The organism is Burkholderia sp. DN3021, from assembly GCF_049805555.1.
Lineage (GTDB): Bacteria > Pseudomonadota > Gammaproteobacteria > Burkholderiales > Burkholderiaceae > Burkholderia > Burkholderia pyrrocinia_C.
This window is the reverse complement of record NZ_JBNCAB010000039.1, coordinates 19888-32804: the sequence shown is the minus strand read 5'-3', so window position 1 is coordinate 32804 and position 12917 is coordinate 19888. Positions and strand designations below refer to the sequence as shown.

Annotated in this window: 14 protein-coding genes and 1 tRNA gene; 9 read left to right on the top strand and 6 right to left on the bottom strand. The window is 66.0% G+C overall.

Going from position 1 to position 12917, the window contains the following annotated elements:
- Window positions 1–14: 14 nt before the first annotated feature.
- The 6 genes from ispE (at window position 15) to hisC (ending at window position 4704) form a co-directional block, all read left to right on the top strand.
- Window positions 15–896, top strand: a complete 882-nt coding sequence (gene ispE / locus ACPUER_RS19840; RefSeq protein WP_034179068.1) for a 4-(cytidine 5'-diphospho)-2-C-methyl-D-erythritol kinase — start codon at window positions 15–17, stop codon at window positions 894–896.
- Between the two features lie 55 nt (window positions 897–951).
- A tRNA-Gln gene (locus ACPUER_RS19835) sits at window positions 952–1028 on the top strand.
- 44 nt (window positions 1029–1072) lie between these two features.
- Window positions 1073–2029, top strand: coding sequence for a ribose-phosphate pyrophosphokinase (locus tag ACPUER_RS19830; protein ID WP_034179069.1), 957 nt, complete (start codon window positions 1073–1075; stop codon window positions 2027–2029).
- A gap of 160 nt (window positions 2030–2189) precedes the next feature.
- The gene (locus tag ACPUER_RS19825; RefSeq protein WP_175963647.1) at window positions 2190–2798 is read left to right on the top strand and encodes a 50S ribosomal protein L25/general stress protein Ctc; all 609 of its coding nucleotides are present in this window, start codon (window positions 2190–2192) and stop codon (window positions 2796–2798) included.
- Window positions 2799–2918: 120 nt separating this feature from the next.
- Complete coding sequence (gene pth, locus ACPUER_RS19820; protein WP_175963646.1) at window positions 2919–3518, top strand: aminoacyl-tRNA hydrolase; 600 nt, start codon at window positions 2919–2921, stop codon at window positions 3516–3518.
- A 118-nt stretch (window positions 3519–3636) separates the two neighbouring features.
- Window positions 3637–4704, top strand: a complete 1068-nt coding sequence (gene hisC / locus ACPUER_RS19815) for a histidinol-phosphate transaminase (protein WP_204424579.1) — start codon at window positions 3637–3639, stop codon at window positions 4702–4704.
- Window positions 4705–4785: 81 nt separating this feature from the next.
- Here the strand turns inward: hisC and ACPUER_RS19810 are convergent, their stop codons facing one another.
- The 3 genes from ACPUER_RS19810 to rsmD all read right to left on the bottom strand — a co-directional run bounded on the left by ACPUER_RS19810 (window position 4786) and on the right by rsmD (window position 6335).
- Window positions 4786–5052, bottom strand: a complete 267-nt coding sequence (locus tag ACPUER_RS19810; protein WP_034179073.1) for a YfhL family 4Fe-4S dicluster ferredoxin — start codon at window positions 5050–5052, stop codon at window positions 4786–4788.
- Window positions 5053–5111: 59 nt separating this feature from the next.
- Entirely contained in the window at window positions 5112–5609 is a 498-nt protein-coding gene (gene coaD / locus ACPUER_RS19805) for a pantetheine-phosphate adenylyltransferase (protein ID WP_031403077.1), read from the bottom strand.
- 111 nt (window positions 5610–5720) lie between these two features.
- The gene (gene rsmD, locus ACPUER_RS19800) at window positions 5721–6335 is read right to left on the bottom strand and encodes a 16S rRNA (guanine(966)-N(2))-methyltransferase RsmD (protein WP_175963644.1); all 615 of its coding nucleotides are present in this window, start codon (window positions 6333–6335) and stop codon (window positions 5721–5723) included.
- A gap of 215 nt (window positions 6336–6550) precedes the next feature.
- Between rsmD and ftsY the strand changes: the two genes are divergently transcribed.
- The gene (ftsY, locus tag ACPUER_RS19795) at window positions 6551–7705 is read left to right on the top strand and encodes a signal recognition particle-docking protein FtsY (protein ID WP_175963643.1); all 1155 of its coding nucleotides are present in this window, start codon (window positions 6551–6553) and stop codon (window positions 7703–7705) included.
- Window positions 7706–7776: 71 nt separating this feature from the next.
- Here the strand turns inward: ftsY and maiA are convergent, their stop codons facing one another.
- Window positions 7777–8421, bottom strand: a complete 645-nt coding sequence (gene maiA, locus ACPUER_RS19790; protein WP_072444701.1) for a maleylacetoacetate isomerase — start codon at window positions 8419–8421, stop codon at window positions 7777–7779.
- A gap of 193 nt (window positions 8422–8614) precedes the next feature.
- Between maiA and ybiB the strand changes: the two genes are divergently transcribed.
- Window positions 8615–9589: a DNA-binding protein YbiB gene (gene ybiB / locus ACPUER_RS19785; RefSeq protein WP_175963642.1), complete on the top strand. Its 975-nt coding sequence runs from the start codon at window positions 8615–8617 to the stop codon at window positions 9587–9589.
- Between the two features lie 380 nt (window positions 9590–9969).
- A complete protein-coding gene (gene leuA, locus ACPUER_RS19780; RefSeq protein WP_425131922.1) occupies window positions 9970–11619 on the top strand; it encodes a 2-isopropylmalate synthase in 1650 nt (549 codons plus the stop codon).
- Window positions 11620–11750: 131 nt separating this feature from the next.
- Here the strand turns inward: leuA and ACPUER_RS19775 are convergent, their stop codons facing one another.
- Complete coding sequence (locus tag ACPUER_RS19775; protein ID WP_425131921.1) at window positions 11751–12134, bottom strand: nuclear transport factor 2 family protein; 384 nt, start codon at window positions 12132–12134, stop codon at window positions 11751–11753.
- Between the two features lie 45 nt (window positions 12135–12179).
- Window positions 12180–12749 (bottom strand): acyloxyacyl hydrolase, encoded by a 570-nt coding sequence (locus ACPUER_RS19770; protein ID WP_072444709.1) that lies wholly within the window; start codon window positions 12747–12749, stop codon window positions 12180–12182.
- Window positions 12750–12917 lie beyond the last annotated feature (168 nt).

Here is a 12917-nt window from a genome sequence, read left to right as displayed (position 1 = left end):
AGCCCAACAAACGCATGACCGATTCGACCCGCTCGCTGCGCAACTGCCTTGCGCCCGCGAAACTCAACCTGTTCCTGCACATCACCGGCCGCCGCCCGAACGGCTATCACGATCTGCAGAGCGTGTTCCAGCTGCTGAACTGGGGCGACACGCTGCACTTCACGCTGCGCGACGACGGCCGCGTCGCGCGTGTCACCGACGTGCCCGGCGTGCCCGAGGAAAGCGATCTCGTCGTGCGCGCAGCCAACCTGCTGAAGGCGCACACCGGCACCGCGTCAGGCGTCGACATCGAGATCGACAAGTGCCTGCCGATGGGTGCCGGCCTCGGCGGCGGCAGCTCCGACGCGGCGACGACGCTGCTCGCGCTGAACCGCCTGTGGCAACTCGACCTGCCGCGCACGGAACTCCAGTCGCTCGCGGTGAAACTCGGCGCAGACGTCCCGTTTTTTATTTTTGGAAAAAATGCGTTCGCAGAGGGTATCGGAGAAGAATTAGCTGAGGTAGAATTGCCGACTCGCTGGTTCTTGGTTGTGACGCCACGCGTTCATGTCCCGACCGCTGAAATATTTTCAGATGAGTTGTTGACAAGAGATTCGAAGCCCGTCACAATTGCTGACTTTCTTGCACAGCAAAACAGCGATGCGGGATGGCCAGACAGCTTCGGCCGGAACGACATGCAGCAAGTTGTGACAAGTAAGTACGCGGAAGTTGCGCAGGTGGTCAAATGGTTGTATGATGTGACCCCCGCGAGGATGACCGGCTCCGGAGCAAGCGTGTTTGCAGCGTTTCGCAGCAAACACGAGGCAGAAGCGGCGAAAGCCAAGCTGCCCGCCAGTTGGAACGGCGCAGTTGCCGAGAGCCTGAACGAGCATCCGCTCTTCGCTTTCGCGTCATGAAGTTTTACTTTGCCGGATGGCCTACACGAGTCCGGTGAAGTTATCAGTTAAGTGTAGGGGAGTCGCCAAGTTGGTCAAGGCACCGGATTTTGATTCCGGCATGCGAGGGTTCGAGTCCTTCCTCCCCTGCCAAAAATTTTCCCGCATTTCCCGCCTAAGCCTGAAGCAGGTGCACGATGAGCAGCCATGACGGCCTGATGGTTTTTACTGGCAACGCGAATCCCGCGCTCGCCCAGGAAGTCGTCAACATTCTTGGAATTCCCCTCGGCAAAGCAATGGTCAGCCGTTTCTCCGACGGCGAGATCCAGGTCGAGATCCAGGAAAACGTGCGTGGCAAGGACGTCTTCGTCCTGCAATCCACGTGCGCGCCGGCGAACGACAACCTGATGGAACTGATGATCATGGTCGACGCGCTCAAGCGCGCATCGGCCGGCCGGATCACCGCAGCCATCCCCTACTTCGGCTACGCCCGTCAGGATCGCCGCCCGCGTTCGGCGCGCGTCGCGATCTCGGCGAAGGTCGTCGCGAACATGCTGGAAATCGCCGGCGTCGAGCGGATCATCACGATGGATCTGCACGCCGACCAGATTCAAGGCTTCTTCGACATCCCGGTCGACAACATCTACGCAACGCCGATCCTGCTGGGCGACCTGCGCAAGCAGAACTACTCGGATCTGCTCGTCGTGTCGCCGGACGTCGGCGGCGTGGTGCGTGCCCGGGCACTCGCGAAGCAGCTCAACTGCGATCTCGCGATCATCGACAAGCGTCGTCCGAAGGCGAACGTCGCCGAAGTGATGAACATCATCGGTGAAGTCGAAGGCCGCACCTGCGTGATCATGGACGACATGGTCGATACGGCCGGCACGCTCTGCAAGGCCGCGCAAGTGCTGAAGGACCGCGGTGCGAAGCAGGTGTTCGCGTACGCGACGCACCCCGTGCTGTCGGGCGGCGCCGCCGACCGCATCGCCGCATCGGCACTCGACGAGCTGGTCGTCACCGATACGATCCCGCTGTCGGCCGAATCGCTGGCATGCTCGAAGATCCGCTCGCTGACGAGCGCGAGCCTGCTGGCCGAGACGTTCTCTCGGATCCGCCGCGGCGATTCGGTGATGTCGCTGTTCGCGGAATCCTGATCGCGAGTCGACACAACAAAGCATGCGCAGAAAGCGAAGCGGCAACGCTTCGCTTTTTGCACAATCGGACGGGATAGACGAAACCCCGCCGTTTCATCGGGGGCCGCCGTTTGACGGCCCCGTTTTACTGCCTGGTCGCGGGCAGCCATTGGAGAATCACATGAAAGTCGTCGCTTTCGAGCGCCAACAGCAAGGTACGGGTGCGAGCCGCCGCCTGCGCAACGCCGGTAAGACCACGGGTATCGTTTACGGTGGCGAAGCAGCCCCGCAAAAGATCGAACTCGATCACAACGCCCTGTGGCACGCCCTGAAGAAGGAAGCCTTCCACTCGTCGATCCTCGACCTCGAAGTGGCCGGCCAGTCGCAGCAGGTTCTGCTGCGCGACGTGCAATACCACCCGTTCAAGCAACTGGTGCTGCACGTGGACTTCCAGCGCGTTGACGCGAAGAAGAAGCTGCACACGAAGGTGCCGCTGCACTTCCTGAACGCCGAAGTCAGCCCGGCCGTGAAGCTGTCGAGCGCGGTCGTTTCGCACGTCGCGACGGAAATCGAAGTCGAGTGCCTGCCGGCTGCCCTGCCGGAGTTCCTCGAAGTCGACCTGTCGAAGATCGAAGCCGGTCAGTCGCTGCACGCGAAGGACATCGCGCTGCCGAAGGGCGTCGCGCTGGTCGCGCACATCGATGCGGAAAACCCGGTTGTCGCATCGGCGACGGTCCCGGCTGGTGCCGTGTCGGACGCAGCAGGCGAAGGCGAAACGCCGGCTGCCTAAGCGGCTGCCTACGCGCCCGATCGATCCGTTTCACGAAACGGTCGACGCAACCCGCCGCGGCTTGCCCGGCGGGTTTTTCTTTTTCTGCGCCCTAGCGGCAGCCGCCGCCTTCGAAACGTCATGATCAAACTGATCGTCGGCCTCGGCAATCCCGGGGCGGAATACACCGCGACGCGCCACAACGCCGGCTTCTGGCTGATCGACCAGCTCGCCCGCGAGACAGGCACGACGCTGCGCGACGAGCGCCGCTTCCACGGCTTCTACGCGAAAGCGCGCCTGCACGGCGAGGAAGTGCACCTGCTCGAGCCGCAGACCTACATGAACCGCTCTGGCCAGTCGGTCGTCGCGCTCGCGCAATTCTTCAAGATCCTGCCCGACCAGATTCTCGTCGCGCACGACGAGCTCGACCTGCCGCCCGGCACCGTGAAGCTGAAGCTCGGCGGCGGCAGCGGCGGCCACAACGGCCTCAAGGACATCTCCGCGCACCTGTCGACGCAGCATTACTGGCGGCTGCGGATCGGCATCGGCCATCCGCGCGACCTGATTCCGGAAAGCGCGCGCGCCGGCGCGAAGCCCGACGTCGCGAACTTCGTGCTGAAGCCGCCGCGCCGCGAGGAACAGGACGTGATCGACGCGTCGATCGAACGCGCGCTCGCCGTGATGCCGATGGTCGTCAAGGGCGAACTCGACCGCGCGACGATGCAGCTGCATCGCAACTGACCGCGCATCGCACCGGCCCGGTGCATCGGGCTGTCCGGCATCGCCGGGCGGCACCGCCCTCCCCACCTTGACGCGCACATGCGGTAATCTCGTCGTTTTGCCCGACAGGAGCCAAGCGGTGAGCCGTTACTGGAGCGACGTCGTTCAGCAACTCGTGCCTTATGTGCCGGGCGAACAGCCCGCGCTCGCGCACCCCGTCAAGCTGAACACCAACGAGAATCCCTATCCGCCGTCGCCGCGCGTCGTCGCGGCGATCGCACGCGAACTCGGCGAGACCGGCGACACGCTGCGCCGCTATCCGGATCCGGTCGCGCGCGCGCTGCGCGAGACGGTCGCGGCCCATCATCGCATCAAGCCCGAACAGGTGTTCGTCGGCAACGGCTCCGACGAGGTGCTCGCGCACACGTTCCAGGCGCTGCTGAAGCACGACCGGCCGCTGCGGTTTCCCGACATCACGTACAGCTTCTATCCGACCTACGCTCGCCTGTACGGCGTACAGACCACGATCGTGCCGCTCGCGGACGACTTCTCGATCCGCGTCGACGACTATCTCGACGACGCCGGCGGCGTGCTGTTTCCGAACCCGAATGCGCCGACCGGGCGCGCGCTGCCGCTCGCGGATGTCGAGCGGATCGCGGCCGCGAATCCGTCGTCGGTCGTCGTGATCGACGAGGCCTATGTCGATTTCGGCGCGCAGTCCGCGATTACGCTGATCGACCGCCATCCGAACCTGCTTGTCGTGCACACGACGTCGAAGGCGCGCTCGCTCGCGGGCATGCGCGTCGGCTTCGCGTTCGGCGACGCGGCACTGATCGACGCGCTGAACCGCGTGAAGGACAGCTTCAACTCCTATCCGCTCGACCGGCTCGCGCAGGTTGCCGCGCAGGCCGCGTACGAGGACACCGACTATTTCGACGCGACCTGCCGGCGCGTGATCGACAGCCGGACGCGGCTCACACACGCGCTCGACGCGCTCGGCTTCGACGTCGTGCCGTCGGCCGCGAACTTCGTGTTCGCGCGCCATCCCGCGCACGATGCGGGCGCGATCGCGGCAAAGCTGAAGGAACGGGAAATTTTCGTGCGGCACTTCCGGCTGCCGCGAATCGACCAGCATCTGCGCATCACCGTCGGCACCGACGCCGAATGCGATGCGCTCGTCGCGGCGCTGCGCGAGCTGCTTGCCTAAGGAAGAACCGGCGCCGGACGGCGCCGCTCGGGACGCGTGACGCGTGCGCCGATAAACCAAAGCGCGCGCGTCACCGCAGGGTCACGACGCGTCGTCGCCCTTCCCGGCGATCAACGCGTGATACTTCTCCATCAATTGCGCGTGCGATTCGTCATGCTGCGGATCGCGCGGAATGCATTCGACCGGACACACCTGCTGGCACTGCGGTTCGTCGAAATGGCCGACGCACTCGGTGCACTTGTTCGGGTCGATCACGTAGATATCCGGGCCCATCGAAATCGCGCCGTTCGGGCACTCGGGCTCGCACACGTCGCAATTGATGCACTCGTCGGTAATCATCAAAGCCATACTGATCTCACTTCTTCAGGCCGGCGGCCGGATTCGCAACGAAACCGGCCGGCGCCGCGTTACGCGGCAGGGCCTCCCATCGCGGCGACTTTCTCGGTCAGCCACTTCTCGACGGACGGAAACACGAACTTGCTGACATCGCCGCCCAACTGCGCGATTTCGCGCACGATCGTTCCCGAGATGAACTGGTACTGATCGGACGGCGTCATGAACATCGTCTCGACGTCGGGCAGCAGATAGCGGTTCATCCCCGCCATCTGGAACTCATATTCGAAATCGGACACGGCGCGCAGGCCGCGCACGATCACGCGCGCGTTGTTGGTGCGGACAAAGTCCTTCAGGAGACCGGTGAAACTCATCACCTTCACGTTCGGATAATGGCCGAGCACCTCGTTCGCAATCGTCAGACGTTCTTCGAGCGAGAAGAACGGCTTTTTCGCGCGACTGTCGGCGACACCAACCACCAGCGTATCAAAAATGCTCGACGCACGCCGCACGAGGTCTTCGTGCCCGCGCGTCAGCGGATCGAACGTACCGGGATACACGGCGACTACCATGTCGCTCCTCCTGTCATCACGCAAACGGGATGGCAGCGGTGCGATGCGCACGCCACTGCCGAGATGGGCATGCGTCGCCTTTGCGGCGCGCCGCCTCGTATCGAACGCGCATTATTCATCATTTTCGCGCCGCAGCAAATGATAGTGAACCGCACCGGCCTTGCCGTGCTTCACGACCTGCCAGCCCGCGAGCACGTCGTGCGCGGCCGGATCGAGTTCCGCCCCCGTCTCGACGTACAGCGCACCGTCCGCCGCGACAAGCGGCGCCGACAGCGCGATCGCGCGCTCGAGCACAGCGGAATCGCCGAACGGCGGATCGAGAAACACGACGTCGAACGCACCCGGCGCGAGCCCGGCCGCGAGCCGCAGCGCATCGGCTTCGGCGACTTCGACCGTGCGGGCGCCGAGCTTGTCCTTGATCGCACGCAGTTGCTGCGCGGCGCGCGGATGGCGTTCGACCATCACGACGCTCGCCGCGCCGCGCGACGCGGCCTCGAAGCCGAGCGCGCCGGTGCCCGCGAACAGGTCGAGGCAGCGCCGGCCTTCGAGATCCTGGCCGAGCCAGTTGAACAGCGTCTCGCGCACGCGATCGGGCGTCGGCCGCAGGCCGTCGAGATCGAGCACCGCGAGCGGGGTACGTTTCCAGTCGCCGCCTATGATGCGGATCGTGTGCGGCTTGCCGCGGCCAGGAGGGGCCGCCGGGCGGCCGGGAGAGGAACGGGACATACGGAATATAGGCAACGGAGGGACCGGGCGCGCGCCAGGGCGCACCGCCAAACAGGCGCACGTTACCACAGCGGCGTCGCGCACTGACGCGAGCGCCACGCCGCACTGATAAAATGCACGGTTTCGGCCGCCGTGCGCCGCGCCCGCGCGAACGCAGAACGGCCCGTCCGGCGCCCCGCTCCTGGCGGCGGCCCCCCTCTTCCCGACGTCAGACCATGTTCAGCTTCTTCAAACGATTCAAGAAAACGCAGGAGCCCGATCCCGCGGAATCGCAATCGGCCGACGCGCAGCAAACGGACGAGCCGTCCGATGCGCCCGCGCTCGAGGCTCCGCCCCCGGCCGACGTGCCGCAGGCGCCCGTGCAACCGGCCGCGCCGGCCGTCGTGATGACGGTCACGCCGACCAACGACGGCCGCGACGAAGTCGTCGAGACGGTCGAGATCGTCCCGCCGCCGCTGCAGGACGCATCCGCGAAGCAATCGTGGCTTGCGCGCCTGAAAACGGGGCTCGCGAAAACGGGCAACAGCATCACCGGCGTATTCGTCAACACGAAGATCGACGAGGATCTGTACGAGGAACTCGAAACCGCGCTGCTGATGTCCGACGCGGGCGTCGACGCGACCGAGTACCTGCTCGACGCGCTGCGCGAAAAGGTGCGCACCGGCCGGCTGACCGACCCGCAGCAGGTGAAGAGTGCGCTGCACGACCTGCTCGTCGAGCTGCTGAAGCCGCTCGAGAAATCGCTGATGCTCGGCCGCGCACAGCCGCTCGTGATGATGATCACCGGCGTGAACGGCGCGGGCAAGACCACCAGCATCGGCAAGCTCGCGAAGCATCTGCAGAGCTTCGACCAGTCGGTGCTGCTGGCCGCGGGCGACACGTTCCGCGCGGCGGCGCGCGAACAGCTGGCGGTCTGGGGCGAGCGCAACAACGTGACGGTCGTGCAGCAGGAAAGCGGCGATCCGGCCGCGGTGATCTTCGACGCGGTCAGCGCCGCGCGCGCACGCAAGATCGACGTGATGATGGCCGACACGGCCGGCCGCCTGCCGACGCAGCTCCACCTGATGGAAGAGCTGAAGAAGGTGAAGCGCGTGATCTCGAAGGCGCACGACGGCTCGCCGCACGAAGTGCTGCTGGTGATCGACGCGAACACCGGCCAGAACGCGCTCACGCAAGTGAAGGCATTCGACGACGCGCTCGGCCTCACGGGACTCATCGTCACGAAGCTCGACGGCACTGCGAAGGGCGGGATTCTCGCCGCGATCGCGCGGCAGCGCCCGGTGCCCGTCTACTTCATCGGCGTCGGCGAGAAGGTCGAGGACCTGCAGCCGTTCAGCGCCGTGGAATTCGCGGACGCGCTGCTCGGCTGAACGCCGCCGGCCCGCATCGCCCAGGGCGCCTTCGGGCGCCCTTTTTCATGCGCGCCCGGGGGGCGCCGCGCTCATTCGGCGTCGGGTTGCGCGCCGGGCTCGGCGGCCTTGAACGCGTCGAGCGTCGATGCATGGTCGACGATCCGTTGAATCGTCGGATAACGCGTCGTGTCGATCGAGAAGCGGTTCGCGTTGAACACCTGCGGCACGAGGCACAGGTCGGCGAGCGTCGGCGTGTCGCCGAAGCACAGCTTGCCGGTGCGCGGATCGTTCGCGAGGCGCGTCTCGAGCGTTTCGAAGCCCGCCTCGATCCAGTGCCGGTACCACGCGTTCTTCGCCTCTTCGGGTACCTGCAGCGTGTGCTTCAGGTACTTCAGCACGCGCAGGTTGTTGAGCGGATGGATTTCGCACGCGATCTGCAGCGCGACCGCGCGCACGTACGCGCGGTCGACCGGCTGCTTCGGCAGCAACGCGGGCTCCGGATGGGTTTCTTCGAGATATTCGATGATCGCGAGCGACTGCTGCAGCGTCGCGTCGCCGTCGGTCAGCGTCGGCACGACCGCGTCCGGATTCAGTGCACGGTACTCGTCCTTCAGTTGCTCGCCACCGTTGCGCAGCATGTGCACGGGGACATAGTCGAACGGCAGCTGCTTCAGGTTCAGGGCGATCCGCACGCGGTACGACGCAGAACTGCGGAAATAGCTGTAGAGCTTCATGGGATGTCTCTCGTAGTCGTATTCGGCCGGCAACGGCACAGGCGCGGCGCAGCCGGCGCGCCCACCGCCGGTAACCAGAGTGTAGCGCGGCGCGATGCGCGGCCGCGCTTGCGCCGGCCGCACCCGTGCGATACTCGGGGCATTCCTTACGCTCACCGCGCGGCCCGATGCCGGCCGCCCGCCCCACGTCCCGATGACCGCTTCCCACGATCCCGCCGCCGTTCCGTTCCGTTGCGCCCGCTTCATCAAGGAGATCGGCCGCGGCCCGCACGGCGCGCGCGCACTGTCCGCCGAGGACACGTTCGAGCTCTATCGCGCGATGCTCGACGCGCGTGTGTCGGACGTCGAACTCGGCGCGATCCTGATCGCCTATCGGCTGAAGGGCGAAACGTCCGACGAGCTGGCTGCGATGCTCGCCGCCGCGCAGGCGTCGTTCGAGCCCGTGCACGTGCAGGACGCCGCGTTCCGCCCCGTGTCGATCCCGAGCTACAACGGCGCGCGCAAGCAGCCGAACCTCGTGCCGCTGCTCGCGCTGCTGCTCGCACGCGAAGGCGTGCCGGTGCTCGTGCACGGCGTCGAGCGCGATCCGGGCCGCGTGACGAGCGCGGAGATTTTCTCGGCGCTGTCGCTCGCGCCGTCGACGTCGCACGATGCGATCGAGGACATGCTCGCCGAGCGCCGCGTCGCGTTCGCGCCGATCGAAGCGCTGGCGCCGCGCATCGCGCACCTGCTGTCGATGCGCAGCGTGCTCGGCGTGCGCAACTCGACGCATACGCTCGTGAAGATCCTGCAGCCGTTCGCGCCGGCCGGCCTGCGGCTCGTCAACTACACGCATCCGCCGTACCGCGACAGCCTCGCGCAATTGTTCCGCGACCATCCGGACGCCGCGCTCGGCGGCGCGCTGCTCGCGCGCGGCACCGAGGGCGAGGCCGTCGCCGATACGCGGCGCCAGGTGCAGGTCGACTGGCTGCATGACGGCGTATGCGACACGCTGATCGAGGCCGAACGTTCGTCGACCGATACGCCGCCCGTCGCGCTGCCCGAATCGCGCGATGCGGCGACGACGGCCGCGTGGACGGACGCCGTGTTGCGCGGCGAGGTGCCGGTGCCCGACACGGTCGCGCGGCAGGTCGCGACGATCGTGCAGATCACCCGCATCGCGCGCTGACGGCGCGGCAACGACCCGCCCCGCGCCCCCGACCATTTGACACGCGAGCGCATCCTGGCATAGAGTTGCCGTCATGCGTTCCTTTCCGAACACCCTCCGAATTACCTCCGGCCGCCTAGCGCGGCCGCTATCGCTACGACTAGCCTAAGGCTGTCGTAGCGCCGTGTGCTGTCCGCACGGTCCCTCCCAGCAGTTCCTCGCCGTACCCCTCTCGCAGTTTTTACAACCCGAAGTCGTCAGCATTCGTCCGTCTATCCGTCGGTCGATTCGCGAAGATCATCCGCATCCGCAGCGCGATCGCGCGCCGCGGTGCGAGGCAGCGCCAACCGTCGCCCCTGCCGCCCGTCTTCGCTCGCGACTTGAGACCCGAGGTCCAGAAGATGAAGCGCAATCCGCAAGACAAGTACCGTCCGTTCGAGCCCGTCCGCATCAATGGCCGCCGCTGGCCGACCCGCACCATCGAGCGCGCGCCCGTCTGGATGAGCACCGACCTGCGCGACGGCAACCAGTCGCTGATCGAGCCGATGAGCATCGAGCAGAAGCTCGAGTTCTTCGAGATGCTGGTCGCGATCGGTTTCAAGGAGATCGAAGTCGGTTTTCCGTCGGCGTCGCAAACCGACTTCGATTTCGTCCGCAAGCTGATCGACGACAAGCGGATTCCCGACGACGTGACGATCGAGGTGCTCGTGCAGTCGCGCGAAGACCTGATCGCCCGCACGTTCGACGCGCTCGAAGGCGTGCCGCGCGCGATCGTGCACCTGTACAACGCGGTCTGCCCGTCGTTCCGCCGCATCGTGTTCGGGATGTCGAAGAACGACGTGAAGGCGCTCGCGGTCGACGGCACGCGCATCATCAAGGAACACGCCGCCGCGCGCCCCGACACGCACTGGACCTTCCAGTACTCGCCGGAAACCTTCAGCATGACCGAGCTGACGTTCGCGCGCGAGATCTGCGACGCGGTCGCGCAAACCTGGCGGCCGACCCGCGACCACAAGATGATCGTCAACCTGCCGGCCACCGTCGAGGCCGCGAGCCCGAACGTGTTCGCCGACCAGATCGAATGGATGGACCGCAACCTCGCATATCGCGACAGCATCGTGCTGTCCGTGCATCCGCACAACGATCGCGGCACCGCGGTCGCGGCGGCCGAACTCGCGCTGCTCGCGGGCGCCGACCGCATCGAGGGCTGCCTGTTCGGCAACGGCGAGCGCACCGGCAACGTCGATCTCGTCACGCTCGCACTGAACCTCTACACGCAAGGCATCGACCCGGGCCTCGACTTCTCCGACATCGACGCGATGCGCCGCGTCGTCGAACGCTGCAACCAGATTCCCGTGCATCCGCGCCATCCGTACGCGGGCGACCTCGTGTTCACCGCGTTCTCGGGCTCGCACCAGGACGCGATCCGCAAGGGTTTCGCGCAGCAGCGCCCCGACGCGGTCTGGGAAGTGCCGTACCTGCCGATCGACCCGGCCGACCTCGGCCGCAGCTACGACGCGGTGATCCGCGTGAACAGCCAGTCCGGCAAGGGCGGCGCGACGTTCCTGCTCGAACGCGGGATGGGCTTCACGCCGACGCGCCGCGTGCAGATCGAATTCAGCCATGCGGTGCAGACGCTCGCCGACGCGTCCGGCGAGGAAGTGACGGGCGACGCGATCTGCGCGCTGTTCGCCCGCGAATTCTTCGAGACCGACGGCCCGGCCGCGCGGCATGGCAGCGGTGCGCGCTGGCAGAGCCGCGAGATCGCGGCAGCGCCGGCAGCGGCCGACGCGACGCCCGAAGATGCCGTGCGACATTTCGCCGCGGCATTCGCGGCGGCCGCCGGCGCTGCGATCGACATCGCGTCGTACAAACATGCGCGCACGACGGACGGCCGGATCGCGGTATCGGTCGGCTGCCGGGTCGGCGATGCGCCGCTGCGGCACGGGGTCGGCCTGCACGCCGATGCGGCAAGCGCCGCGCTCGATGCAATCGTCAGCGCAATCAACCGTTCGGCATGGCATTGCACGGATCGCCGCGCGGCGGCCTGACGCTCAGGGTTCGACAGTCAGCGAGCAGGGCGTGACCGCCCGTGCGCCGCGCGATCCGCGCCGCACGGGCCAGCAAAAAGCGGCCCATCAGGCCGCTTCGGTGGGGACATGAAAAGGAGCGCCACGCGCGCTCATGTCTCGGTCGCGCACCGCGTCGCCTGCCATGCGAGCAGGCACCAGCGGCCCTGCTCCTCGGTGTGGACGGACGTATAGGCAATCGGGAAGACCAGGCCGCCGTTGTTCGTTTCCATCTCGATCAAAGCGCGCCCGGTGACGACGCAGGTTTCGCCGCCGACGGGCAGCACGTCCTGCGACTGGATTTCGATCTGACGATAGCGGCGGCGGCCGGCGACGATGGCGTCGATGAACTGCTGCTTGGTTTCACGTTTGCCGTTGGTGTGCACGAAGAACACCTTGTCCGACAGCAGCGCGTCGAGCGTCTCGCCGTCCCCGTCCACCATCGCCCGGAACCGATCGCGCTCGAGCGCGCGGATCGCATCGACCACCTTCGCCATCGCCTGACTCCTCGGCAACGCGCACGCCGTGCGCGGGCATGCGGATCAGAAGTTGTACTGCACGTAGAACTGGTGGAAATTTATACCAGGATTCGGCTCTTTGATACCCGCGTTAGACACATGTTGAAAACGGTAACCGACCTGATACTGTTGCCGTTCTCCGAACTGTGCGCCGACGCCGACGACATCCACGAACTGGAACGACGTCGCGAGCGAAAGATTGTTGGAGATCGTCGGGGAAGTCAGGAACCGGATACCGGCGCCGGCCTCGACGAACGGGCGCACCTGGCCCGCACTCTTGATGAAGCGGAACATCGGCGTCCCGCCGAATTCGCCGATGCTGCCGTGGACATTGCCGCCCGTGTGCCAGTAGCCGACGTGGCCTTCCATCACGAACGCGAAGTGCCAGCCGCCGATTTCCCACCAGTTCCAGCCCGGATCCCACACCACGCCGAGATCGGCCTTGTCGATCCCGTGACGATCCGAAAACCCGCCGCCCGCCTGGATACCCCATCGATCCGCGAACGCCGCACCCGATCCGCCCAGAAGTGACGCCGCCAGCATCGCATGCAGCGCAAGCCGGCTGCGGGGCCGGCGATTCTTCTTATTGTTCATCTGACACTCCAACTTTGTGGGTTGAATGGAGCCTGCCGCGACGGCCTGGCCCGAGCGAACTGAATGGTATGGTAAAGGACTTTTCGGATCGGCATCACGAAGCGAAATGGCTTCCTTCCAAAACGACAAAAATCGAAATCGTCTACTGATTCCTATCAGAAACAAGGG

Coding starts and splice junctions, on each gene's coding strand:
- maiA (WP_072444701.1), bottom strand. CDS start 8,421: ATGAAGCTCTACAGCTATTTCCGCAGTTCTGCGTCGTACCGCGTGCGG.
- ftsY (WP_175963643.1), top strand. CDS start 6,551: ATGTTCAGCTTCTTCAAACGATTCAAGAAAACGCAGGAGCCCGATCCC.
- rsmD (WP_175963644.1), bottom strand. CDS start 6,335: ATGTCCCGTTCCTCTCCCGGCCGCCCGGCGGCCCCTCCTGGCCGCGGC.
- ybiB (WP_175963642.1), top strand. CDS start 8,615: ATGACCGCTTCCCACGATCCCGCCGCCGTTCCGTTCCGTTGCGCCCGC.
- ispE (WP_034179068.1), top strand. CDS start 15: ATGACCGATTCGACCCGCTCGCTGCGCAACTGCCTTGCGCCCGCGAAA.
- ACPUER_RS19810 (WP_034179073.1), bottom strand. CDS start 5,052: ATGGCTTTGATGATTACCGACGAGTGCATCAATTGCGACGTGTGCGAG.
- pth (WP_175963646.1), top strand. CDS start 2,919: ATGATCAAACTGATCGTCGGCCTCGGCAATCCCGGGGCGGAATACACC.
- coaD (WP_031403077.1), bottom strand. CDS start 5,609: ATGGTAGTCGCCGTGTATCCCGGTACGTTCGATCCGCTGACGCGCGGG.
- ACPUER_RS19775 (WP_425131921.1), bottom strand. CDS start 12,134: ATGGCGAAGGTGGTCGATGCGATCCGCGCGCTCGAGCGCGATCGGTTC.
- ACPUER_RS19830 (WP_034179069.1), top strand. CDS start 1,073: ATGAGCAGCCATGACGGCCTGATGGTTTTTACTGGCAACGCGAATCCC.
- ACPUER_RS19770 (WP_072444709.1), bottom strand. CDS start 12,749: ATGAACAATAAGAAGAATCGCCGGCCCCGCAGCCGGCTTGCGCTGCAT.
- ACPUER_RS19825 (WP_175963647.1), top strand. CDS start 2,190: ATGAAAGTCGTCGCTTTCGAGCGCCAACAGCAAGGTACGGGTGCGAGC.
- leuA (WP_425131922.1), top strand. CDS start 9,970: ATGAAGCGCAATCCGCAAGACAAGTACCGTCCGTTCGAGCCCGTCCGC.